We start from the raw sequence: 22,805 nt of genomic DNA on the forward strand, positions 1-22,805 counted from the left end.
ATGATCGCGCGCACCCTATCCGACGGCAGGAACCGTTGGAACCTCGTCGTCAAGGCACGAAAGCGCCGACGCACGCCGCGCACCCGGCTGGTGGCAAGAGTGCAACAGCACACGCGGGATGCTTGGAAGCCGGTAGTTATACCATCTTGGCGATAACAGCCGAATCGGAGAGACAGATAGTGGCGCTTTATTGTCAGAGCGCCTCCTCCCTGAACCTTTGCCCGCCGCACTGGCGGGCCTTTTTTTCAAGATCAAGAGGGCGGCTTTTGCCTCAATGGGACCTGCGAAACAGCAGGCAGGCGTCCCCGTAGGAATAGAACCGGTACCCGCGGGCGATCGCGTGCGCATAGGCCTGCTTCATCGTGTCGAGCCCTGAGAAGGCCGACACCAGCATGAACAGCGTCGAGCGCGGCAAATGGAAATTGGTCATGAGGATATCGACCGCGCGGAAGCGATAACCCGGCGTGATGAAGATCGAGGTCTCGCCGTCGAACGGCCGAATGGTGCCGTCTTCGGTCGCAGCGCTCTCCAATAGCCGCAGCGACGTGGTGCCGACAGCTACGATGCGCCCGCCTTTGGCGCGCGCCGCGTTCAGCGCGGATGCGGTATCGGCCGATATCGAACCCCATTCGGCATGCATCCTGTGCTCGGCGGTCTCCTCCACCTTGACCGGCAGGAAGGTCCCTGCCCCGACATGCAAGGTCAGCCGGTGCAGGTCGACGCCGCGGCCGCGCAGCGCCGCTTCCAGCTCAGGCGTGAAATGCATTCCTGCCGTCGGCGCCGCGACGGCGCCCTCATTCACGGCGAACATGGTCTGGTAGTCGGCGGCATCGCGATCGTCGGGCGTGCGCTTCGACGCAATGTAGGGCGGCAGCGGCGGCGTGCCGAGATCGGCGATGGCCTGATCCAGTGCCGGTCCGTGAAACGAGAACGACAGCGTAACCTCGCCCTCTTCGCCCTTGGCCTCGACCTCGGCATCGAGATGGCCGAGCAGGCAGACCTTGCCTTCATTGCCGAAGCGGACGACGTCGCTAGGCGCGAGTTTCTTCGCAGGCTTGACCAGCGCCTGCCAGCGCGAGCCGTCCAGCCGCTTGATCAATGTCGCCTCGATCTTCGGCTCGGTCTCGCGGCCGATGCGGCGGCCTTTGAGTTGGGCTGATATCACCTTGGTGTCGTTGACGACGAGCTGATCGCCCGGCTGCAGCCACTGCGGCAGGTCGGCGACGCTGCGGTCATGCAACGCGCCGTCCGGCTGCACCACCAGCATGCGCGCTGTATCGCGCGGGCTTGCAGGCCGCAGCGCGATGCTGGTGGCGGGGAGTTCGAAGTCGAAGAGATCGGTGCGCATGGCCCAGCCCGTCATCGCCCGCCTTGTGCGCAATTGCGCACTGGGGCGGGACGATCCAGTACTCACGAATATCTCTTATAACCAAGGCCGGTGAGTACTGGATGCCCCGCTTTCGCGGCGCATGACATTGGAGTTTGTTTCTCGTCGATCAAGCCGCGTCGACGGCCATGTGCGCCTTGACGATCTTGTCGGGGTTCTGCACCGGCTCGCCGCGCTTGATCTTGTCGACGTTCTCCATGCCCGAGGTGACCTTGCCCCAGACCGTGTACTGGCCGTTGAGGAACGAAGCATCGTCGAAGCAGATGAAGAACTGGCTGTCGCCGGAATCCGGGCTCGCGGCGCGGGCCATCGAGGTGGTACCGCGCACATGCGGCTCCTTGTTGAATTCGGCCTTCAGCTTCTGGCCGGAACCGCCAGTGCCGGTGCCATGCGGGCAGCCGGTCTGCGCCATGAAGCCTTCGATCACGCGGTGGAACACGATGCCGTCGTAAAAACCTTCGCGCACCAGTTCCTTGATCCGGGCGACGTGGCCCGGCGCCAGGTCAGGGCGCATTTCGATGGTGACGGGGCCCTGGGTGGTTTCAAGGATCAAAGTATTTTCTGTATCAGCCATGCTCTTTTCTCTTCAGGTTTGGGTGGACGTTTACGGGATCTGAAAGTGACCGCCAAAGGCCGGCCGGCAACCGCACCGCCCAGTCCCTCGGTAAATGGCAACGGCGCACAGCGTTGCAATGTTTCCATTACGGCAATTCGGTACGCAATCCGGTCGTTATCGCTAGCATTTGCGGATTCATAGGTAATCCGTGGCTGACCAAGAATGGCGCCTGCGCGGTTGAAACTGACAATAACCGTGATGTCCATCGGGTTGGCGCGCGAGGCAGGCGGCGGCTGCCAGCACGAATACAATTTGGCGAAGACGTCCTTGATGGTGTCGAGCTGCTGTGGCTGGGCCTGCGCGTGCGCAGCCGACACTAGCCACACGAGAGCGGCGGCAAACCAGAGGGATGGCTTGCGGCGCGCCGAAATCATGGCCTCACTTGACGTCGGATGCGACCTGCACCTTCACCATCTTGTCGGGATCGGCGACCGGTTCGCCGCGCTTGATCTTGTCGACCACGTCCATGCCCGACACGACTTCGCCGATCACGGTGTACTTGCCGTTCAGCGAGGCGCCTTCGGCGAACATGATGAAGAACTGCGAATTGGCCGAGTTGGGATCGCTCGTTCGGGCCATGCCGACGATGCCGCGCTTGTACGGCACGTTGGAGAATTCGGCCGGCAGGTTCGGATGTTTCGAACCGCCGGTGCCGTTGAAATTCTTGCCGTCGCCGGTCTGCGCCATGAATCCCTCGATCACGCGATGGAACGGCACGTTGTTGTAGTAGCCCTCGCGCGCCAGGAGCTTGATGCGCTCGGCATGCTGGGGCGCGAGGTCGTTCCGCAGCTTGACCACGATGCGGCCCTTGGTGGTGTCGATCACGATCGCATTCGCCTTGTCGAGATTGGCGGGCAGCGGCTGGGCGATCGCGGGAGCCACAAGGAACAGCGCGGCGAGAACGGCGAGAATTCGGATCATGAAAACTCCGGATCGAGAGGTCGGGGACGACGAATGCGTTGAGCGCGCTATTGCGAGAACGCTATTGCGAGAACTTGGCCTTCAGGCTCGCGGCAATCTGGGGCGGCACGAAGGCGGAGAAGTCGCCGCCCATCCCGGCGATCTGGCGCACCAGCGTGGCGGTGATCGGGCGGACGGCCGGCGACGCCGGGACGAACACGGTGTGCACCTCCGGCGCCATGGCCTCGTTCATGCCAGCAAGCTGCATTTCGTAGTCCATATCGGTTCCGTCGCGCAGTCCGCGAATCATGATCGTAGCGCCGACCTGACGCGCCGCAGCGACGGTGAGGTTGTCGTAGGTAGTGCAGTCGAAGGCGCAGCCTGCCTGTTGCGCGATCGGCTCACATACCGCCCGAACCATGTCGAGCCGCTCCTCGGTCGAAAACAGCGGCTTTTTGCCGGAATGGACGCCGATGGCGACAATCAGGCGGTCGCACAGCGTCACGGCGTGCCGGAGCACGTCCAGATGGCCGTTGGTGATGGGGTCGAAGGAACCGGGATAGAGCGCGATACGGGACATAGGTCCCTCCTACCCCGCCCCGGGCGGCCCGGCAAGCCGGGCTGGTTCCTCACCGGTCCGGGTTTTTATTTCGGATCGGCCAATGAACCACTCTTGGGGCCGGGCGTCTTCCTGGGCGGGCCGGCAATGTTTCATCAGCCAATGGACGACGAAACAAAACTGGGCCGGGACGAAACCATTTTCGGACTTGGCGAAGACAGCCGGAAACTTGCGCTGGCTACAAGTCCATCCAACGAACGACGGGCCGCGAAGGCCCACGACAGGGGACCGTTATGATCAAGGCTTTTTCCGCAATCACTGTTGCTGCGTTCATTGCTGCCGCGCTCACCGTATTGCCCGGCTTTGCCCCCCAGGTCGAAGCCAGTGTTCCGCAGGCGCTTGCCAAGGGCGACCGCCTGGATATCCGCACCGTCGGCAAGGATTGCTCACAGCAGGCCTGGCCGAATTTCGAGGCTTCCTGCCTCCGTTCGGCCGGCTCCAAGTCGATGGTGAGGGAAGCCCGCCTGGTGACTGCCGACCGTACCCCGTAACGGCGCAATTTTCGTTCCGACCAACCTCCAAGAAACCACAGTATTGGCGAGCAGGGATGCCCCCCGCTCGCCATTTGCGTTCTGGCCGCTTTGGCTTAGCGCGTAGCCCGGATGGAGCGAAGCGTAATCCGGGGACGGTATCGCCGGCGGATAGACTGATCCCGGGTTGCGCTGCGCTCCACCCGGGCTACTGCGCTGCCTCAGGCCCGCGATCTCGTCTTGCCGGAAGTTCGCGGCGCGCGGCCGTCTGCCGGCCCCGGCTTGGCGACGCGCTTCAGCACCGACGTCACGACGTATCGGCCGGCGGGATGGATGCTTTCCGATATCTCGAACAGGCGGCCGTGCGCGTCCAGATACCGGCGGATGACTTCGAGCGCGGGCGATCCTGCTTCTGCTCCCAGCGGTTTGGCAAACTCGTTCGGAACTACCGTCGCCGCAACGGTTTGATGCACTTCGGAGGCGATCACGCCGTAACTGTCTGCAATCATGTCGCAGACCAGGCGGCGGTCTTTTCGGATGTCACTCACCGCATCCGCATAGCTTTCTTCGACATAGCAATCGACCCAGGCCAATGGCGGGCTCTTGGGCTTTGTCGATGCACGAACATAGGCGATCCGCAGCCAGCGCGACCCCGGCTGACAGCCGAGGCGCCGCGCCGCCTTGCGATCCATCACGACGGTGTCGATGCTTCTGATGTCGCGTTCGGTCGCAGCGGCCAGCGCCACGAGATCGCTCAATGAGCCGAGCGTCTGCTGAAAACTCTCCTGCGGACGTTCGCGCGTCTCAACCCGCGTGCCGGAGCCTTTCCGCCGCGAAACCGCCCCAAGCTCCGTGAGCCGACGCATCGCCGCACGTACGGTCTGCCGGCTGACCTCGTAGCGCGCGGCAAGCTCCAGCTCGGTCGGTATCAGCCCGCCGACGGGGTATTGGCCCCGGTGGATCGCCTCCAGCAAATCGCGGGCGATATCCTCGTAAATTGGCATGTCGAACGGTTCTCTCGGTCGGGGCGACGCTTAGCACGACTTCGACGGACCGGCACCCGCGCTTGACAAATTTGTACATATCAATCATATGGCCGTACATATTAACGGGGAGTGAAATGACCGCGGTGGCCAGCACCATCTTCGACAGCATCCTCTATCGCGACGTGTTCTCGACGCCGGCCATGCGCGCGGTGTTTTCCGACGACGCCCAGCTCAGGGCCTATGTGCAGGCCGAGGTGGCGCTTGCCGTGGCCCAGGGCGAAATCGGCGTAATTCCGCAAGAGGCGGCACAGGCGATCGCGCAACAGGCCCCGGCGATCGCGCTCGATAGCGAGCAGCTGAAACGCGACACCGAGAACGTCGGCTATCCCATCGTCGGCCTGGTGCGCCAGCTCTCGCAGCACCTCGGCGAAGCCGGCCGCTACGTGCATTGGGGGGCGACCACCCAGGACATCATGGACACGGCGACGGTGCTGCAACTGCGCGAAGCGGTGGCGCTGATCGAAGCCCAGCTCGTCGAGGTCATGGCCACGCTTGCCGATCTCGCCCGCCTCCATCGCGATACGCCGATGGCGGGGCGAACCCATCTTCAGCAGGCCCTGCCGATCACCTTCGGGCACAAGGCTGCGATCTGGCTCTCGGCGCTGCAGCGCTCCGCCGATCGGCTCGAACAAGCCAAGCCTCGCGCCCTTCAGGCGCAGCTCGGTGGCGCAGCGGGAACGCTGGCCTCACTCGGCGCGCACGGACTGGACGTGCGTGCCGCCTATGCGCGCGTCCTCGGTCTTGCCGAACCCGATATCACCTGGCACGTCGCCCGCGACGGGCTGGTCGAACTGGTCCAGACGCTGGCGGTGATCTGCGGCGCGCTCGGCAAGATCGGCTATGACGTCATGATCCTGATGGCGACCGAGATCGGCGAGGTGTTCGAACCTTTCGCCTCGCATCGCGGCGCGTCCTCGACCATGCCGCAGAAGCGCAATCCGATCTCGTCGGAAATTCTGCTGGCGAACGCAAAGATGTCGCGCGACGCCGCTTCGCTGATGCTCGACAGCATGGTGCAGGATCTCGAGCGTGCCACCGGGCCCTGGCATTGCGAATGGCTCGCATTGCCCCAGGTCTGTCTTCTCACGGCCGGCTCGCTGGCACAGGCGCAATTCATGCTTTCCGGCCTGATCGTCGATCAGGCGGCGATGAAGCGAAACCTCGATTCCACGCGCGGGCTGATCGTCGCCGAAGCTGTCATGATGGGGCTCGCGCCCGTGCTTGGCCGCCAGCTAGCGCATGACGAGGTCTATGCCGCCTGCCGCGATGCGTTCGACCGTGGCGACGCGCTCCTTGAGGCATTGCTGCGGCGTCCGGCGATCGCATCCGCCCTGCCCCACGATCGGCTCGCCGCCTTATGCGAACCATCGAACTATCTCGGAACAGCCGGGGCGATGGTGGACCGCGTGCTCGCCCGTCACATCAAACGATAAACAAAACGATAAATACTTGGGAGGATCTCTTCATGGCGTCCCGAATTATTGACCGCCGCGCGGTTACGTTCGGCCTGGCAGGCGCACTCTGCATGCCGTCCATTCTTCGCGCTCAAACGAACTATCCGGACCGGCCGATCAACGTCATCGTGCCGTTCGCCGCCGGCGGGCCGACCGACGCCATCGCGCGCATCTATGCGGAATTCGTTTCGCGTGATCTCGGACAAACGCTGGTGATCGAAAACGTCGCCGGGGCCGGCGGGACGATCGGCTCGACCAGGGCCGCGCGCGCGACGCCTGACGGCTATACGATCCAGATCGGCCAGGCCGGCACGCATGTGTCCAGCGTCGGGCTCTACAAGAACCTGAAGTACAACCCCATCAAGGATTACGAACATCTCGGACTGCTCGGCGATCTTCCGCAGGTGCTCATCGTCAAACGCGACCTTCCGCCTGATAACTTCAAGGCATTCGTGGAGTATGTCCGCGCCAACGAGGCCAAGCTCAATGCCGGCACCGCCGGGCCCGGCTCGTCGGCACACATGGGCGCAGCCATGCTGAACGTCCGGCTCGGCACCAAGGTCAATCTGGTCTCCTATCGCGGAACGGGTCCTGCGATGAACGATCTCATCGCCGGCCAGATCGACTACATGGTCGAAGTGTCGCTCACGGCGCTGGCCCAGATTCAGGCCAAGACTGTGCGCCCCCTGGCGGTCTTCCGCTCGGCGCGGATTTCCACCATGCCCGAGGTGCCCTCCACCAACGAGTTCGGCGTTGATGGCCTCGACTTTCCGGTCTGGCTCGGATTCCTCGCACCCAAGGGAACGCCGCAACCGATCGTGGAGCGATTGAACGCCTCGATCCGCAAGGCAACCCAGGATGCGACCCTGCGCGCCCGCCTCGCCCCGCTCGGCCTGGAAATGCCAGAGGAAGCGACCAATACCCCGACTGGCTTCCGCGACTACGTCCAGTCGGAAATCAATCGCTGGGTGCCGCTGATCCAGAAGGCCGGCTTGACCATCGATTGATGCCTGCGCGTAGCCCGGATGCAGCGAAGCGCAGTCGGGAACGGTATCTTCCGGCGGATCAGATGCCTCGCGGGTCGGTATCTCGGTTCGAGGCAACGTAGTCAATCTCGCCGCGAGTAGTACCGATATCCTTCAGCTCCCAGTCGCTCAGGTCGCACAAGGCGGTTTGCAACCTCTGGCGTTCGCGCCGTTCCTGAAACGCATCCCAATATTTCTTGAAAAAGCTGGATACGCGCTGCGTCGATGCGGCGGCCCGTCCCAACCCTGCTTCACTATAGATCGTGCTCATCGCCGTATCTCCCTTGGGTGTTGTTTCTACCCAAGCGAGGCTGCCAAGGCATCGAAGGGCACGCTTGACATTTGGCTTACATTTTCCTCACCAGCGGCTTATTCTTTGCGCTCTAAGCGGTGCCAGAGCTCCCGGCAGAGATGGGAGTTGTCCCAAGGGAATGGCAGCTTGCGCTATCTTTTCGAGGCGTTCGCGTTCGACACTGACCGGCGCGAGCTGCATCGCGGGACGGACGTCGTCTCCATCGCGCCCCAGGTCTTCGACCTGCTCGATTACCTGATCCGCAACAGGGAGCGCGTCGTCAGCAAGGATGACCTCATCAGCGCCATCTGGAATGGGCGTATCGTATCCGATGCTGCATTGACGACCCGCCTGAATATCGCTCGGAGCGCGATCGGCGATACCGGCCATGAACAGCGCCTCATCAAGACCCTGCCGCGCAAGGGCTTCCGTTTTGTCGGTCCCGTGCTGGAAGCGCAGGATCCCGCAGGCGGGGTAGTTGCCGACAACCCGGTAGAACCGTCGAAAGTCGCCCTTACACTCCCCGATAAACCCTCTATCGCCGTACTAGCGTTTCAGAACATGAGCGGCGATCCGGATCAGGAATACTTCGCTGACGGCATGGCCGAGGACATATTGACGGGGCTTTCACGGCATCGCTGGCTATTCGTAATCGCTCGTAACTCAAGCTTCACATACAAGGGTCGCGCCGTGGACGTGCGCCAGGTCGGGCGCGAGCTTGGCGTACGGTATGTGTTGGAGGGGAGCATCAGGCGCTTCAGTACCCGCGTCCGCTTCACTGCGCAGCTCGTCGATACGGCAACCGGCAACCACGTGTGGGGCGAGAAGTACGACGGAAAAGCGGAAGACTTGTTCGACTTGCAGGACCGGATAACCGAGGCGGTGGTAGGCATTCTGGAACCGACAATCCAGCTTGCTGAAATCGAGCGCACGCGGCGAAAGCGACCCGAGAATTTGGGCGCTTACGACTACTATCTGCGCGCCCAGGCGCTGACCGATGCATTTACGCGTAACAGTGTTCAGGCGATGCTGAACAACTGTCTTCAAGCGATCACACTCGATCCAACGTTTGCTCCGGCCTACGCCTTGGCGGCGCGCGCCTACATACAGAGGCATACGCAAGGTTGGGTTGTTGACGAGCCGAGAGAACATGCCGAGGTTCTCGATCTCGTCGAACGTGGTCTTCGCGCAGACCGCCTCGATCCGCTCATGCTCGGCACTGCTGGTCACTGCTTTGCCTGGTTCGCCCATGACCTTGCGAAAGGCATCGCCTACATCGACGAGGCGCTATCCGTGAATCCAAACCACGCGCACGCCTACTTGCAAAGCGGCGTCGTCAGGACGCGGGCCGGTGATACGGAAGTTGCTATCAAGCACCTCAACCATGCGAGACGCCTCAGCCCGCGAGATTCTCGTGGTTACGCGATCTTTCAGGCGTTGGCGTTGGCGCACCAACTCGGTGGAAATCTCGAAATGGCAAGTGACTGGGCCCATCGAGCCGTGCAGCACAATCCGAACTATCTGCCCGGCTGGGTCGTTCTGGCTTCGAGCGCAGCCTCGATTGGCAGAGACGCAGAGGCGAAGGCGGCCGCGCAAACGTTGCTCGGACTCGACCCGCAATTCTCAATAAGACGGCTCATTCGCCGTTATCCGATCGCCATGCGCGACAAGTTCGAGCCTTATTACGAAGGGCTTCGCCGCGCTGGTGTTCCTGATTAAGGCCGCCCAAAGCAAAGGCACCACTCAGAAACTGTCCAGAGGGGTGCACGCGCGATGTCGCCTATGGCACAAAGCCGACGTGCCCGCCGCCGCTGCCGATGTTCGCGTTCGGGCGCAGCTCTGACTGATCGGAGTCACCAGACGGCGGCAGACTGTGGGTTCTTCCCTACACCTCACGCTCGAAATTTCCTCGGGTACCGCCGCGAATTTCTGCCAGCGCGAGGATTGATCGTAAGAAATGTCCACATCGGAAAGCCCCGTGCCCGTCGAGGCGTTTTTTGGCCGCCCGTCGCGTTTGGCAGCGGTCTGTTCACAGCCGATGCAACCCCGGCAGCGGCGTTTGGTGCTCGATATACCAAGCACTCGACTAATCCGTAAAAACGACCACGCATATTCACCGCCGTTCCGCTTCCAGGTCACAGCGTTCCGAGGAGCGTTGCACCAGGCAATTCTTGCTTGCGCGCCCCGACGAGATACATGCCCTTGGCTGCGGTACAGGGGGCTGGGTTGAGCCAACGCGGTTTTCTCGCCGGAGCGCGCACACAAGAGAGCTCCTCTGTTCGCGATATTATGAAAACTGAACCGTTCGGAAAAGCCGGCAATCTGGATGTACCAATTTTGGTAGTGCTGCCAGCTGTCAGAACCGATCCGGCTCATGTTCGCGGCTAGGGAGCAATCCCGATCCCGATGCCGATCCCGATAATCGCCAGCGATATGACGATCACCAGCACGTCAATCGTCAGCCATGTGGGTATGCGCTTTGCAGGTTGGGTCATAGCGTGTGCCCTCCGCAGCCACGTTATGTACCGGAAGAGCGCAAGTGGCTGTGAACGAGTTCACATGTTTGAACAATCGCTGCCGTCATCGCCAGGCTCCCGCGTCGATAGCGCTCACGCTGATCACCGGGATACCACCGTTCGCCGCTAATGCATCATTCTGTGGGATGATCTTCGGTGAACTGTCACTCCAATCAGCACCGCTGACAGCGCCATCAACATGATGATCACCATGATGATAGTCCTGGTCTTCATCAGCGATGGCTCTTCAACCGCCGCCGGCCTGGTCCGGTGCTGCGGCAGTTCTTTGTCGGGCCAGCGATCCAGGATCGTCACAATCGGCTCTGACGGCATCGCCGCCATGCTGTTTGCCCATTTGCGCAAATCATCTGGCGTTAGCGTTCCGTTGGCTCCCGTCGGCACCGGGCTGGGGTCGACCACTTCAACCTTTACTTCCGGCTTGGGTCTAGCGTTGGCTTTATGCAACGCCTCGATCCGCTTCGCCCTTGCGGCCGCCACTTTTTTAAGACGGTGCGAGGCACGCGGCGAGGCATCCCAGCAGCGACCCTTGCCATGCCAGTACAGATACGAGGTGCGATAGACGTTGCGGGCCTCCGCTTTGGTCATGCAGTCTTTCGATGCATGCGCGGCGGCTGGCGACAACAACAGTACAACAGCAATGGCGACAATACGCATGTTCGGCATGATCGAGAGCCGTACCTGTTCTATGTGCCCGGCAATCTTATCGCACCGTGGGTCGGTCACAACGAAACCTGCGTATTAAGCTTGGCGATTAAGCTTGATGTGCGCTGTGCAGGTTAATTCTGGAACAGCAAGGGCATCCGGCCGGGGCCCACAACGCGGCAAAAACCAGCCGCGACTTTTGTTTTGACCCAAGCAGACGACGGCGCCCTTCCCCTTTGCAGGCTTATGCGCGTAGCCCGGATGCAGCGAAGCGAAATCCGGGAACAGTCTCGCCAGCGGATAGGGTGGTAATCCCGGGTTGCGCTGCGCTCCACCCGGGCTACTCACCATCACAAGGCCGGCGGCGCTAGCCGCCGTTGCCGTTCTCGCCGTTCTCCCCGTCGTCGCCGATGTGCTCGACCGACACCACGTGTTCGTCCTCGGCGGTATCGAACACGATGACGCCTTGGGTCGAGCGGCCGGCGATGCGGATGTCCTCGACCGGGCAGCGGATCAGTTGGCCCTTGTCGGTCACCAGCATGATCTGATCGCTGTGCTCCACGGGGAACGACGCCACCAGCTTGCCATTGCGGTTGTTGACGGACATCGCGACGATGCCTTTGCCGCCGCGGCCGGTGGTGCGGTACTCGTAGGACGAGGTGCGCTTGCCGTAGCCGTTGACGGAAACCGTCAGCACCACCTGCTCCTGCGCCGACATCTCGACATAGCGCTCCGACGAGAGCTGGATCGCGGTCGACGCCTCCTCGGTCTCCGCCTCGGCGGTTTCCTCGGCAGCGGTCTCGCCTGCCACCGCGCGGCGCATCTTGAGGTAAGCCGACCGCTCCTCGGAGATGGTCTCGACATGGCGCAGGATCGCCAGCGAGATCAGCGTGTCGTTCTGGGCCAGGGCGATACCGCGCACGCCCATCGAGGTGCGGCCGGTGAAGACGCGCACATCGGTGACAGGGAAGCGGATGCATTGGCCGCCGGCGGCCGTCAGCAGCACGTCGTCATGCTCGGTGCAGATCTGCACGTCGACGATCGCCTCGCCCTCCCCGAGCTTCATGGCGATGATGCCGGAGCGGCGGACATCGACGAAGTCGGACAGCTTGTTGCGGCGGACGGTGCCGCCGGTGTTGGCGAACATCACGTCGAGATTGCCCCAGGAGGATTCGTCCTCCGGCAGCGGCATGATGGTGGTGATGCGCTCGCCCTGCTCCAGCGGCAGGATGTTGATCAGCGCCTTGCCGCGCGCGTTGGGAGCTGCCACCGGCAGCCGCCAGACCTTTTCCTTGTAGACCTGGCCCTTCGAGGAGAAGAACAGCACCGGCGTGTGGGTCGAGGCCACGAACAGGCGGCTGACAAAATCCTCGTCGCGGGTCTGCATGCCCGCGCGGCCCTTGCCGCCGCGGCGCTGGGCGCGATAGGTCGAGAGCGGCACGCGCTTGACGTAGCCGGCGTGCGAGACCGTGACCACCATGTCCTCGCGCTGGATCAGGTCCTCGTCCTCGACCTCGCCTTCCTGCTCGATAATGACGGTTTTGCGCGGGGTAGCGAACTCGCCCTTCACCGCCGCAAGCTCTTCCTTGATGATGCCCTGCACGCGCGCGCGCGACCGCAGGATCTCGAGATAGTCGGCGATTTCCACCGCGAGCTTGTCGAGCTCTTCGGAAATCTCCTCGCGGCCAAGCGCGGTCAGCCGCTGCAGGCGCAGTTCGAGAATAGCCTTGGCCTGCTCCAGCGACAGCCGCGCGGTGCCGTCGGGCGCCATCCGGTGCCGGGGATCGTCGATCAGCGTGATCATCGCCTCGACGTCCCGCGCCGGCCAGTCGCGCGACATCAACGTGTCACGCGCCGTGGTCGGATCGGGCGAGGTTCTGATAACGCGAATGATCTCGTCGATGTTGGCGACCGCGATCGCAAGGCCCACCAGGATATGGGCGCGGTCGCGCGCCTTGTTGAGCAGGAACTTGGTGCGCCGCGTGACCACCTGCTCGCGGAACGCGACGAACAGCGTCAGCAGGTCCTTCAGGTTCATCACCCGCGGCCGGCCGCCGTCGAGCGCCACCATGTTGGCCGGAAAATTCGTCTGCAGCGGCGTGAAACGATAGAGCTGGTTCAGCACCACGTCGGGCACGGCGTCGCGCTTCAATTCGACGACGACGCGGAAACCGTCACGGTCGGATTCGTCGCGCAGGTCGGAGATGCCCTCGATCTTCTTCTCGCGCACCAGCTCGGCGATGCGCTCCACCATGGTGGCCTTGTTCACCTGGAAGGGAATTTCGGTGACGATGATCGCTTCGCGATCCTTGCGGATGGTGTCGATCGTGACCTTGCCGCGCATCACGATCGAGCCGCGGCCGAGATGATAGGCCGAGCGGATGCCCTGCCGTCCCAGGATGATGCCGCCGGTCGGGAAATCCGGTCCGGGCACGATGTTGATGAGGTCGTCGATCGTAAGCGCGGGATTGTCGATCAGCGCCACGCAGGCGTCGATGACCTCACCGAGATTGTGCGGGGGAATGTTGGTCGCCATGCCGACGGCGATACCGCCGGCGCCGTTGACCAGAAGGTTCGGGAACTTGGCCGGCAGTACCGTCGGTTCGCGGTCGCGGCTGTCGTAATTGGCCTGGAAATCGACGGTGTCCTTGTCGATGTCGTCGAGCAACGTATGCGCGATCTTGGTCAAGCGGGATTCGGTGTACCGCATGGCGGCCGCCGTATCGCCGTCCACCGAGCCGAAATTGCCCTGGCCGTCGATCAGCGGCACGCGCATGGAGAAATCCTGCGCCAGACGCACCAGCGCGTCATAGACCGACTGATCGCCGTGCGGATGGTATTTACCGATGACGTCGCCGACGGTGCGCGCCGACTTGTTGTACGACTTGTTCCACTCGAAGCCGTTCTCGTGCATCGCGTAGAGAATGCGGCGGTGCACGGGCTTGAGCCCGTCGCGCGCATCCGGCAGCGCCCGCGCCACGATCACGCTCATGGCGTAATCGAGGTAGGAGCGTTTCATCTCGTCGAGGATGGAAACGGGACGAATATCGGAAGGCTCCGGCGGCTCGCCGGGCTTGTTATCTTCAGGGTCAGACAAAGGGGAAATCCGGTCAATTCTCAGCTGAGAATCATATAGCGCATTGGGGGTCCGATAACCACCCCGAAGCGCTCCGGATCGGCTGTTTTTCCGCCCGTTTTTTCATGGACTTACGGGATCGGAAGCGCCTTGCGGCGGGCTAGCTGGAGCGGACATTTTCAGGCCCCGAAAAGGAGCCGCCGGAACGCTGTTTCCTGCATCGGCCTAATGGCCGAAAACCACCGCGTGCATGATCCGGCCCGGCAGGAAGGTGAACAGGCCGGCGACGACAAGCCCTCCCGTGAAGATGCCGATCATCGTCTTGCGGTGACGGCTCACATTGTGACTGCGCGCGGCAACGACTGCGACCGGCAGCAGCACCAAAACCATGATCGACAGCAGATGGATCGGGCTCCAGGGGCCGAGCAAGCGGATCTCGTGGATCCAGAACGAACTGGCGGCGACGACAGCCATCAGGCCTACCCAGATCCAGCCGACCGTTCGATGCGGTAGCGTTCCCTTCGGCGCGGCGAACTGGACGACGCCAAGGGCGAACGCGGCCATCGCAGCCAAGGCATGAACTGGTATTACGGGACCAGCATCTAGCAGCGGCGCGAGGCTCATGGAAGACGCTCCGAAACTCGATTGCGGGCGCGATTAGGTGCCGCGGAGAGCGTTAGATCGAGCTCCTAATGTTAATATCATTAACATCGATCAAAAGTCAAAACGTGGAACCGCAATCGAAGTGGACTTAAAATCAAACTGTTGGAGGGCATTCCCGCGAACGTAGGCGAGCGAAGCGCACGCTCGCCCGCCGCCGCAATCCCCGGGAAAAGTCGAGGCCCAAAGCAGAACCGTCGTCGCAATGGCTGTGCAACAGCGGGTTTGATCGGGCTACTGGTCAAGCAGCAGGACGCCCAAACGGCAGATAATCGCGGCCGAGTTGTCGATGGAGCTGCAGCCAGATGGGAAGCTGTCGCGCCATCCGTCGATCGCCCTCGATCGACAATGCTTTCCCCTCGACCTCCTGCCAACTCACCTGCCCGAGATAAAGCCTGACAAGGGTAGCAACATCGCCGCGAACGGTCAGATCGACGGTATATCCCGGATCCTTGAAGCAGATATCGACGCCTGTCCGTTCGAGGATCAGCCACATGATGCGTAACGTCGTTCGGCTTTTGGGAACGCCGGAGAATTCGAAGCGGATCACCACACGACGCTCCGGCAACGCGCCGATGTCCACGCGCTTGCGCATTCGCCACATCAGCAGGCCGGGATTCAGATCGTCGGCGGTGAGCCGATCGCGAGCGTGCGCCAAGCCCCAGCGCGAGAGATCTCGCAAGACGTCGTGAAACGCTTCGCCTGACGGCGTCAGCCAATATTCACAGCCTGTATCGTTGGGGTGAGTTCTTCTTGCGACGATTCCGTTTTCTTCCAATTGCCGCAGGCGCTCGGCCAGAAGAGACCGCGACATCAGCGGCACCCCGCGATGAATGTCATTGAAGCTATGTGCGCCCAACATCAACTCGCGCAGCACGAGCGGCGTCCAACGTGTGGCGAAGACCTCGGACGCCTTTGCGATCGGGCAGAACTCGCCGTAACCGCCTTTCATGGCGGGAATTCAAACATCTTTGGGTCGCAGGGACCAGTCCAGATTTTGGACTTGTCGCCATCAGGCGTTCGGCAAACGATGCGGTCGAGCGGAACCCCAAAGCGAGCAGCTTGTGGAGGGATCCATGTGGCAGCGTAGCCATGGTCTTGCAGGTCTTTCACGCCGGCAGGCGTTAGCAGCGTTCGGCGGGGCGGCAATGTTGGCCGCAGCAATCCCGGATGCCTCGAATGCGCGGTCGCGAGAGGACAACAGGATGACCTATGTACTGATCCATCCGGCCTGGTTCGGCGGCTGGTGCTGGAAAAAGCTGACGCCGCTGCTGCGTGCGCAAGGGCACGAGGTGTTCACTCCGACGCTGACCGGGCTCGGCGAGCGCGCGCATTTGGCAAGGCCGGAAACCGGGCTTGAAATGCACGTCCGCGACATCATCAACGTCATCGAATACGAGGACCTGCGCAACGTCATCCTTGTCGGCAACAGCTCGGGCGGGATGGTGATTACTGGCGTCGCCGATCACATGCCTGAACGGATCGCACATGTAGTCTTTCTCGACGCCTTCGTGCCGACGGATGGCCAGAGCATGCTGGACGTGATCCCGCCCGATCGTCGGCCCGCTCTGGAAGCATTCGTGCAGAAAGAAGGCAACGGCTGGCTGCTGCCGCGTTTCGCGCCGCCGCCATGGGAAAAACTTGTCACCGAAACCTGGCAAGTGACGGAAAAGGCGGACCTCGATTGGATACTGCCCCGGCTGTGCCCGACACCGTTCGGCCATTTCAAGGAGCCGGTGAAGCGCAGGAATCCTGCCGCCGAGAAGTTGCCACGCACCTACATCCGCACCCAGTGGCCGCATCCGGGCTTCGATCGTTATGCGGGGGCTGCGAGCGCGGCGGGGTGGCAATCACGCAAAATCGCGAGCTCACACCTGCCATACATCACGCATCCAAGCGAACTGGCGGCCCTGCTGCAGGAAGTCGCGGGCTGACGGCGTTGCGCGCAACCGCGCCAACACATTTGAACGCTGCAGAGGCCATGCTGTGGCTACAAACTGAAACAGGCGAACCCTTGCACCCCTCTGGGGGCGAAGGATTCGCCTGCCGTCTTTGCAGAAAGTGTCTACCTACATTCTAGAACGGAATATCGTCGTCCATGTCGCTGTTGCGCGCGCCGGCCGCGACCGGGCGCCGCGGCGCGGAGCTGACCGACCCGCCGGAACCGAAGTCACCGCCGGAATCGTCGGAGCCGAAACTGCCGCCACCGCCGCCGCTGCGGCCATCGAGCATGGTCAGGGTCGAGTTGAAGCCCTGCAGCACGACTTCGGTCGAGTACTTTTCGACGCCGCTCTGATCGGTCCATTTGCGGGTCTGCAGCGCGCCCTCGATGTAAACCTTGGCGCCCTTCTTCAGATACTGCTCGACAATCTTGCAAAGCGGTTCGGAGAAGATCACGACGCGATGCCACTCGGTCTTTTCCTTGCGCTCGCCGGTGCCCTTGTCGCGCCAGGTCTCCGAGGTCGCTATGCTCAGATTGGCAATCGGCCGCCCGTCCTGTGTCCGCCGGATTTCAGGATCCTTGCCGAGGTTGCCGACCAGAATCACCTTGTTCACGCTTCCCGCCATCGCCGCTCTCCACTCGATATCGCCGGCAAAAATCATTGATTGGGCCGCCACATGCCGGCCGCCTTCAATTCTTGACCTGTCGCCAGTTCTTGACCTGTCTTGTTGTCCGCTCGCTACGTCCGCTTCCGGACATCTGAAGCGACCCTATACGCTCGCAAGCCCCGCCGACTTAGCGATCCCTCGGCAAGTCGGCGGTTATCCACATATAGCACCGCCCTGGTCAATGTTCCAACTTTGTTCCCGCAATTCACGTCGCCGTGAGCCGAATTCGCGCTCAACTCGATGGCGACTTCAATTCGCCGCAATTAAGTCTAGAAAACGCCAAAATGGAACCGGGAGTTCCGCACGCTAACGGGAATAACGTATATAGATCATGAGCTTGGCTCCATACTTTGGTTCATGAGTGTTGCAATCGGGAGACGCAATTTTCCCGCGAGTCGCGCTATAGAAATTGCTCAGCGGCGCGGTGCTCGCGTCATCACGGGAACGCTTCGGGACCAAGGGAAGCGGCCAAGAGCTGGAGATAGAGGATGAAAAAGTTTCTGTTAGGTACGGTTGCTCTCATTGCGTTCGCTGCCCCTGCGGCGGCTGCTGACCTCGCTGCGCGTCCTTACACCAAGGCGCCGCCGGCGCCGATCGCCGTCGTGTACGACTGGAGCGGTTTTTACATCGGTGCCAACGGTGGTTGGGGTACGAGCCGCAAGTGCTGGGATTCGGTGTCGCCTACTCCCTTCTTGATCGGCCATGAGGGTTGCCATGACGCGGACGGCGGCACCGCCGGCGGTCAGCTCGGTTATCGCTGGCAGGCCAGCAGCTGGGTGTTCGGCCTCGAAGCCCAGGGCAACTGGGCGGACTTCCGGGGCAGCAATGAGAGCATACTTTTCCCCGGCTTCGCGAACGAATCGAAGATCGACGCCTTCGGCCTGTTCACCGGTCAGGTCGGCTGGGCCGCCAACAACGTTCTGTTCTATGTCAAGGGTGGTGCGGCCGTTACCGCGGATCGTTTCCGCATCCGCGATATTCCCACGGGCGCTATAATCGGCACCACGGGTGATGACACCCGCTGGGGCGCCAGCGTCGGCGCGGGCCTCGAATTCGGCTTCGCCCCCAACTGGTCGGCCGGCATCGAATACAACCATCTGTTCATGCAGGACCGCACCCACACCTTCGTCGACCCCGTGGTCGGCGGCGTCGTCGGTGTCGATCGCATCAGGCAGGACGTCGATGTGGTCACGGCGCGCATCAACTACCGCTTCGGCGGCCCGGGCATCACGAGGTACTGATCTTCGCTTTCAGCAAACCGAATACCGAAAGGCCGGCCTCGCGCCGGCCTTTTTGTTTGGTTGTACCGCGGCCTGGTCAATACTCGCATCGGTTGCATCGCGCATACATTTGCCGCGGATGTGGTTTTTCGGCGACAGCCTTTTGCGATCTCTTCACGTATATGGAACCGCAACCTCAAATTGACGGCTGAGGAAGTTTGCGTTGAAGAGCCGCGAAAGGAAAAACGAAGTGAAGAAAATTCTGCTGACCACCACTGGTTTGATCGCGCTCGGGATGGCGCCCGCGATCGCCGCCGATCTTCCCGCAAGGGCCTACACCAAGGCGCCGCCGATGGCGGTTGCCGTGTACAACTGGGGCGGCTTCTACGCCGGCGTTAACGGCGGCTGGGGATCGAGCCGCAATCGTTGGGACGAGACCAGCCTCGGCGTCGCTCTCTCGATGGGCAGTCATGACGCAACCGGCGGCACTGTCGGTGGTCAGATCGGCTACCGCTGGCAGGCTGCTTCGTGGGTGTTCGGCGTGGAAGCGCAGGGCAACTGGGCTGACTTCCACGGTAGCAATGCGATCCCGCTTGTTGTTCCGTCGATCACCAACGATACTCGTGTCGATGCCTTCGGACTGTTCACCGGTCAGGTCGGCTATGCCGCGAACAACGTCCTGTTCTACGTCAAGGGCGGCGCCGCCGTGACCTCCAATCGCTACCGTATGCTCGCGACCGGCACCGGTGTCCAGCTTGCCAACAGCGTCGATGAGACCCGTTGGGGTGGCGTGGTCGGCGTTGGCCTAGAATATGGCTTCGCCCCGAACTGGTCGGCCGGCATCGAATACAATCACATGTTCATGCAGGACAAGACCTATAACTTCGTGAGCAACGGCGCCTTCGTCCTGGCCCCGGCTGGATCGCTGCTTGCCCAGAGCCGCATCCGTCAGGACGTTGATGTGGTCACCGCTCGCATCAACTACAAGTTCGGCGCGTACTGACCTCCGCGTCACCTGAGTTCCCAAGATTGAGAAAAGGCCGGCCTTGCGCCGGCCTTTTTTTGTGCGGCGCTGCTGACTGCTGCTGCCAAAAAAATAGCAGTGCAAACAATCCGTTGATGATTCGCACACGGCACTGGAAATTCCTCATCGTTCTTCCTATGTTCCGACTTTCAATCATCGGCGCCTGATCCCGGCCTGCCCGGAAATGCGCGCCCAACGTGGCGCGCGCCTGCACGCCTGGAAAATGCCGATATGGATGAAGTGCTCAGGGCGAAGCGCCAACCACCCGCCGGCTCCGCATCGCGCGCGATAACCATCCGCGGCGCGCGCGAGCACAATCTCAAGAACGTCGATCTCGAGATTCCCCGCGACAAGCTCGTGGTGTTCACCGGCCTCTCCGGCTCCGGCAAATCCTCGCTTGCCTTCGACACCATCTATGCGGAGGGGCAGCGGCGCTACGTCGAGTCGCTCTCGGCCTATGCGCGCCAGTTCCTGGAGATGATGCAGAAGCCGGATGTGGACCAGATCGACGGCCTCTCGCCCGCGATCTCGATCGAGCAGAAGACCACCTCGAAAAACCCGCGCTCCACCGTCGGCACCGTCACCGAGATCTACGACTATATGCGCCTGCTGTGGGCGCGCGTCGGCGTGCCCTACTCGCCCGCCACGGGATTGCCGATCGAAAGCCAGATCGTGTCGCAGATGGTCGACCGCGTGCTTGACCTGCCCGAGGGCACCCGGCTCTATCTGCTGGCGCCGGTCGTGCGCGGCCGAAAGGGCGAGTACAGGAAGGAGCTCGCCGAATGGCTCAAGAAGGGCTTTCAGCGCGTCAAGATCGACGGCACGTTCTATGAACTCGCCGAGGCGCCAACGCTCGACAAGAAATTCCCACACGACATCGACGTCGTCGTCGACCGCATCGTGGTCCGCCCGGACATCGGCCAGCGCCTCGCCGAAAGCTTTGAGACCGCGCTGAAGCTCGCCGAGGGGCTCGCCGTGATCGAATACGCCGACGCGCCGGCGGGCGCGGCGGAAGAGAAGAAGTCCGACAAGAAGACCGCAAAGATTCACGACAAGAGCGGGCCGGAGCGGATTCTGTTTTCGGAAAAGTTCGCCTGCCCGGTTTCCGGCTTCACGATCCCCGAAATCGAGCCGCGGCTGTTCTCGTTCAACAACCCCTACGGCGCGTGTCCTGCGTGCGGCGGCCTCGGCGTCGAGCAGCATATCGACGAGGACCTCGTCATTCCCGACAAGGAGCTGACGCTTCGCAAGGGCGCGATCGCGCCGTGGGCCAAATCGTCCTCGCCCTATTACATCCAGACGCTGACTGCGCTCGGCAAATTCTACAAGTTCACGCTCGACACCAAGTGGAAGGACCTGCCGAAGAAGACGCAGGCAGCCCTGCTGCACGGCTCCGGCGACGACGAGATCAAATTCTCCTACGAGGACGGCGTCCGCTCCTACGACACCAAAAAACCGTTCGAGGGGGTCATCACCAATCTCGAGCGCCGCTTCCGCGAGACCGAGAGCGAATGGGCGCGCGAGGAGCTGGCAAAATATTTCTCCGACATTCCCTGCGGGGGCTGCCACGGCCATCGCCTCAAGCCCGAGGCGCTGTGCGTCAAGATCGGCGGCAAGCATATCGGCGAAATCTCGGAATTGTCGGTGCTCCGGGCCGGCGAATGGTTCGAGACCGTGCCGAAGGCGCTCAACGCGCAGCAGAACGAGATCGCCACGCGCGTGCTGAAGGAGATCCGCGAGCGGCTTTCGTTCCTGCTCGACGTCGGCCTGAACTATCTCACGCTCGCCCGCGCCTCGGGCACGCTATCCGGCGGCGAAAGCCAGCGCATCCGCCTCGCCTCGCAGATCGGCTCGGGGCTCACAGGCGTGCTCTACGTGCTGGACGAGCCTTCGATCGGCCTGCACCAGCGCGACAACGCGCGGCTGCTGGAAACGCTGAAGCGGCTGCGCGACCTCGGCAATACCGTGATCGTGGTCGAGCATGACGAGGACGCCATCAGGCTTGCCGATTACGTGCTCGACATCGGCCCCGGCGCCGGCATGCATGGCGGCCACATCGTGGCGCAGGGCACGCCAGCAGAGATCATGAAGAACCCGAACTCGCTGACGGGCAAATACCTCACCGGCGAGATGTCGGTGGCGATCCCCGAGCGCAAGCCGCCGAACCACAGGCGAACCATCAAGGTCGTCAACGCCCGCGGCAATAACTTAAAGAATGTCTCGGCGGAGATTCCGCTGGGGCTGTTCACCTGCGTCACCGGCGTCTCCGGCGGCGGCAAGTCGACGCTGCTGATCGACACGCTCTACAAGGCGATCGCCCGCAAGCTGAACAATGCCAGCGAAGGCGCCGCCCCCCACGACCGCATCGAGGGGCTGGAGCATATCGACAAGATCATCGACATCGACCAGTCGCCGATCGGCCGCACGCCGCGCTCGAACCCCGCGACCTATACCGGCGCCTTCACGCCGATCCGCGAATGGTTCGCCGGCCTGCCCGAAGCCAAGGCGCGCGGCTACGAGCCGGGACGATTTTCCTTCAACGTCAAGGGCGGCCGCTGCGAGGCCTGCCAGGGCGACGGCGTCATCAAGATCGAGATGCACTTCCTGCCCGACGTCTACGTCACCTGCGACACCTGCAAGGGCAAGCGCTACAACCGCGAGACGCTCGAAGTCCTGTTCAAGGGCAAGAGCATCGCCGACGTGCTCGACATGACGGTGGAAGAAGCCGCCGAATTCTTCAAGGCGGTGCCCCGCGTCCGCGAGACGTTCAAGACGCTGCACCGCGTCGGCCTCGACTACATCCATGTCGGCCAGCAGGCGACAACGCTCTCCGGCGGCGAAGCCCAGCGCGTCAAGCTGGCGAAGGAGTTGTCAAAGCGCGCGACGGGACGCACGCTCTACATCCTGGACGAGCCCACCACGGGGCTACATTTCCACGACGTCGCAAAACTATTGGAAGTGCTGCACGAGTTGGTTTCGCAGGGCAACACAGTGGTGGTGATCGAGCACAATCTGGAGGTCATCAAGACCGCCGACTGGGTGATCGACCTCGGCCCCGAAGGCGGCGACGGCGGCGGCGAAATTGTCGCCTGGGGTCCGCCGGAGGACATCGTGAAGGCGCCGCGGAGCTACACGGGGAAATTCCTGGCGCCGGTGCTGAAGAAGGCGGATGGCAAGCCGAGGAAGAGCAGCAGCGCGAGCGAGGCGGCGGAGTGAGGATCAGTTGC

At 62.4% G+C, this 22,805-nt stretch carries 20 protein-coding genes; 8 read left to right on the forward strand and 12 right to left on the reverse strand.

The window, feature by feature from the left end:
• Positions 1-271: 271 nt before the first annotated feature.
• The 5 genes from queA to coaD form a co-directional block, all read right to left on the reverse strand.
• Positions 272-1,348 carry a tRNA preQ1(34) S-adenosylmethionine ribosyltransferase-isomerase QueA gene (gene queA, locus IVB22_RS34020; RefSeq protein WP_247521588.1) on the reverse strand — a complete coding sequence of 359 codons (1,077 nt, stop codon included), beginning with the start codon at positions 1,346-1,348 and terminating at the stop codon, positions 272-274.
• 148 nt (positions 1,349-1,496) lie between these two features.
• Complete coding sequence (locus tag IVB22_RS34025) at positions 1,497-1,961, reverse strand: peptidylprolyl isomerase (RefSeq protein ID WP_247521513.1); 465 nt, start codon at positions 1,959-1,961, stop codon at positions 1,497-1,499.
• Complete coding sequence (locus IVB22_RS34030; RefSeq protein WP_247521514.1) at positions 1,937-2,377, reverse strand: TonB C-terminal domain-containing protein; 441 nt, start codon at positions 2,375-2,377, stop codon at positions 1,937-1,939. Before IVB22_RS34030 ends, IVB22_RS34025 begins: the two co-directional genes overlap by 25 nt.
• Before the next feature lie 4 nt (positions 2,378-2,381).
• Positions 2,382-2,924, reverse strand: a complete 543-nt coding sequence (locus IVB22_RS34035; protein ID WP_247521515.1) for a peptidylprolyl isomerase — start codon at positions 2,922-2,924, stop codon at positions 2,382-2,384.
• Between the two features lie 61 nt (positions 2,925-2,985).
• Entirely contained in the window at positions 2,986-3,483 is a 498-nt protein-coding gene (coaD, locus tag IVB22_RS34040; protein ID WP_247521516.1) for a pantetheine-phosphate adenylyltransferase, read from the reverse strand.
• A 272-nt stretch (positions 3,484-3,755) separates the two neighbouring features.
• Between coaD and IVB22_RS34045 the strand changes: the two genes are divergently transcribed.
• Positions 3,756-4,013 (forward strand): hypothetical protein, encoded by a 258-nt coding sequence (locus tag IVB22_RS34045; protein ID WP_247521517.1) that lies wholly within the window; start codon positions 3,756-3,758, stop codon positions 4,011-4,013.
• A gap of 200 nt (positions 4,014-4,213) precedes the next feature.
• On the opposite strand, the gene IVB22_RS34050 is transcribed toward IVB22_RS34045, so the two are convergent.
• Positions 4,214-4,996 carry a GntR family transcriptional regulator gene (locus IVB22_RS34050; protein ID WP_247521518.1) on the reverse strand — a complete coding sequence of 261 codons (783 nt, stop codon included), beginning with the start codon at positions 4,994-4,996 and terminating at the stop codon, positions 4,214-4,216.
• Between the two features lie 116 nt (positions 4,997-5,112).
• Between IVB22_RS34050 and pcaB the strand changes: the two genes are divergently transcribed.
• Both pcaB and IVB22_RS34060 read left to right on the forward strand, forming a co-directional pair.
• Positions 5,113-6,471, forward strand: coding sequence for a 3-carboxy-cis,cis-muconate cycloisomerase (pcaB, locus tag IVB22_RS34055; RefSeq protein ID WP_247521519.1), 1,359 nt, complete (start codon positions 5,113-5,115; stop codon positions 6,469-6,471).
• Between the two features lie 32 nt (positions 6,472-6,503).
• Entirely contained in the window at positions 6,504-7,499 is a 996-nt protein-coding gene (locus tag IVB22_RS34060; RefSeq protein ID WP_247521520.1) for a tripartite tricarboxylate transporter substrate binding protein, read from the forward strand.
• 58 nt (positions 7,500-7,557) lie between these two features.
• Here IVB22_RS34060 and IVB22_RS34065 read toward each other — a convergent pair whose 3' ends face one another.
• Complete coding sequence (locus tag IVB22_RS34065; RefSeq protein WP_247521521.1) at positions 7,558-7,788, reverse strand: DUF1127 domain-containing protein; 231 nt, start codon at positions 7,786-7,788, stop codon at positions 7,558-7,560.
• Between the two features lie 168 nt (positions 7,789-7,956).
• Between IVB22_RS34065 and IVB22_RS34070 the strand changes: the two genes are divergently transcribed.
• Positions 7,957-9,528 carry a winged helix-turn-helix domain-containing tetratricopeptide repeat protein gene (locus IVB22_RS34070; protein WP_247521522.1) on the forward strand — a complete coding sequence of 524 codons (1,572 nt, stop codon included), beginning with the start codon at positions 7,957-7,959 and terminating at the stop codon, positions 9,526-9,528.
• A 923-nt stretch (positions 9,529-10,451) separates the two neighbouring features.
• On the opposite strand, the gene IVB22_RS34075 is transcribed toward IVB22_RS34070, so the two are convergent.
• The 4 genes from IVB22_RS34075 to IVB22_RS34090 all read right to left on the reverse strand — a co-directional run bounded on the left by IVB22_RS34075 (position 10,452) and on the right by IVB22_RS34090 (position 15,676).
• A complete protein-coding gene (locus IVB22_RS34075) occupies positions 10,452-11,000 on the reverse strand; it encodes a hypothetical protein (RefSeq protein WP_247521523.1) in 549 nt (182 codons plus the stop codon).
• A 355-nt stretch (positions 11,001-11,355) separates the two neighbouring features.
• Positions 11,356-14,085, reverse strand: a complete 2,730-nt coding sequence (gene gyrA / locus IVB22_RS34080; RefSeq protein ID WP_247521524.1) for a DNA gyrase subunit A — start codon at positions 14,083-14,085, stop codon at positions 11,356-11,358.
• Between the two features lie 204 nt (positions 14,086-14,289).
• Complete coding sequence (locus IVB22_RS34085) at positions 14,290-14,688, reverse strand: DUF2306 domain-containing protein (RefSeq protein ID WP_247521525.1); 399 nt, start codon at positions 14,686-14,688, stop codon at positions 14,290-14,292.
• A 277-nt stretch (positions 14,689-14,965) separates the two neighbouring features.
• Entirely contained in the window at positions 14,966-15,676 is a 711-nt protein-coding gene (locus IVB22_RS34090) for a helix-turn-helix domain-containing protein (RefSeq protein WP_256467492.1), read from the reverse strand.
• Between the two features lie 253 nt (positions 15,677-15,929).
• Between IVB22_RS34090 and IVB22_RS34095 the strand changes: the two genes are divergently transcribed.
• Positions 15,930-16,658 (forward strand): alpha/beta fold hydrolase, encoded by a 729-nt coding sequence (locus IVB22_RS34095; protein ID WP_247521527.1) that lies wholly within the window; start codon positions 15,930-15,932, stop codon positions 16,656-16,658.
• Positions 16,659-16,800: 142 nt separating this feature from the next.
• Here IVB22_RS34095 and IVB22_RS34100 read toward each other — a convergent pair whose 3' ends face one another.
• The gene (locus IVB22_RS34100) at positions 16,801-17,292 is read right to left on the reverse strand and encodes a single-stranded DNA-binding protein (RefSeq protein WP_247521528.1); all 492 of its coding nucleotides are present in this window, start codon (positions 17,290-17,292) and stop codon (positions 16,801-16,803) included.
• 530 nt (positions 17,293-17,822) lie between these two features.
• On the opposite strand from IVB22_RS34100, the gene IVB22_RS34105 reads away from it, so the two are divergent.
• From IVB22_RS34105 to uvrA, 3 genes are all read left to right on the forward strand, one after another.
• Positions 17,823-18,575 carry an outer membrane protein gene (locus IVB22_RS34105; protein WP_247521529.1) on the forward strand — a complete coding sequence of 251 codons (753 nt, stop codon included), beginning with the start codon at positions 17,823-17,825 and terminating at the stop codon, positions 18,573-18,575.
• 229 nt (positions 18,576-18,804) lie between these two features.
• Positions 18,805-19,557, forward strand: coding sequence for an outer membrane protein (locus IVB22_RS34110; protein WP_247521589.1), 753 nt, complete (start codon positions 18,805-18,807; stop codon positions 19,555-19,557).
• A gap of 252 nt (positions 19,558-19,809) precedes the next feature.
• The gene (gene uvrA, locus IVB22_RS34115; RefSeq protein ID WP_247521530.1) at positions 19,810-22,794 is read left to right on the forward strand and encodes an excinuclease ABC subunit UvrA; all 2,985 of its coding nucleotides are present in this window, start codon (positions 19,810-19,812) and stop codon (positions 22,792-22,794) included.
• Positions 22,795-22,805 lie beyond the last annotated feature (11 nt).

The organism is Bradyrhizobium sp. 190 (assembly GCF_023073415.1).
Classification (GTDB): Bacteria; Pseudomonadota; Alphaproteobacteria; order Rhizobiales; family Xanthobacteraceae; genus Bradyrhizobium.

Bases quoted from the DNA above. Each gene is read 5' to 3' on its own strand.
- queA (WP_247521588.1), bottom strand. From the start codon at position 1,348: ATGCGCACCGATCTCTTCGACTTCGAACTCCCCGCCACCAGCATCGCG.
- IVB22_RS34025 (WP_247521513.1), bottom strand. From the start codon at position 1,961: ATGGCTGATACAGAAAATACTTTGATCCTTGAAACCACCCAGGGCCCC.
- IVB22_RS34030 (WP_247521514.1), bottom strand. From the start codon at position 2,377: ATGATTTCGGCGCGCCGCAAGCCATCCCTCTGGTTTGCCGCCGCTCTC.
- IVB22_RS34035 (WP_247521515.1), bottom strand. From the start codon at position 2,924: ATGATCCGAATTCTCGCCGTTCTCGCCGCGCTGTTCCTTGTGGCTCCC.
- coaD (WP_247521516.1), bottom strand. From the start codon at position 3,483: ATGTCCCGTATCGCGCTCTATCCCGGTTCCTTCGACCCCATCACCAAC.
- IVB22_RS34045 (WP_247521517.1), top strand. From the start codon at position 3,756: ATGATCAAGGCTTTTTCCGCAATCACTGTTGCTGCGTTCATTGCTGCC.
- IVB22_RS34050 (WP_247521518.1), bottom strand. From the start codon at position 4,996: ATGCCAATTTACGAGGATATCGCCCGCGATTTGCTGGAGGCGATCCAC.
- pcaB (WP_247521519.1), top strand. From the start codon at position 5,113: ATGACCGCGGTGGCCAGCACCATCTTCGACAGCATCCTCTATCGCGAC.
- IVB22_RS34060 (WP_247521520.1), top strand. From the start codon at position 6,504: ATGGCGTCCCGAATTATTGACCGCCGCGCGGTTACGTTCGGCCTGGCA.
- IVB22_RS34065 (WP_247521521.1), bottom strand. From the start codon at position 7,788: ATGAGCACGATCTATAGTGAAGCAGGGTTGGGACGGGCCGCCGCATCG.
- IVB22_RS34075 (WP_247521523.1), bottom strand. From the start codon at position 11,000: ATGCGTATTGTCGCCATTGCTGTTGTACTGTTGTTGTCGCCAGCCGCC.
- IVB22_RS34085 (WP_247521525.1), bottom strand. From the start codon at position 14,688: ATGAGCCTCGCGCCGCTGCTAGATGCTGGTCCCGTAATACCAGTTCAT.
- IVB22_RS34090 (WP_256467492.1), bottom strand. From the start codon at position 15,676: ATGAAAGGCGGTTACGGCGAGTTCTGCCCGATCGCAAAGGCGTCCGAG.
- IVB22_RS34095 (WP_247521527.1), top strand. From the start codon at position 15,930: ATGACCTATGTACTGATCCATCCGGCCTGGTTCGGCGGCTGGTGCTGG.
- IVB22_RS34100 (WP_247521528.1), bottom strand. From the start codon at position 17,292: ATGGCGGGAAGCGTGAACAAGGTGATTCTGGTCGGCAACCTCGGCAAG.
- IVB22_RS34105 (WP_247521529.1), top strand. From the start codon at position 17,823: ATGAAAAAGTTTCTGTTAGGTACGGTTGCTCTCATTGCGTTCGCTGCC.
- uvrA (WP_247521530.1), top strand. From the start codon at position 19,810: ATGGATGAAGTGCTCAGGGCGAAGCGCCAACCACCCGCCGGCTCCGCA.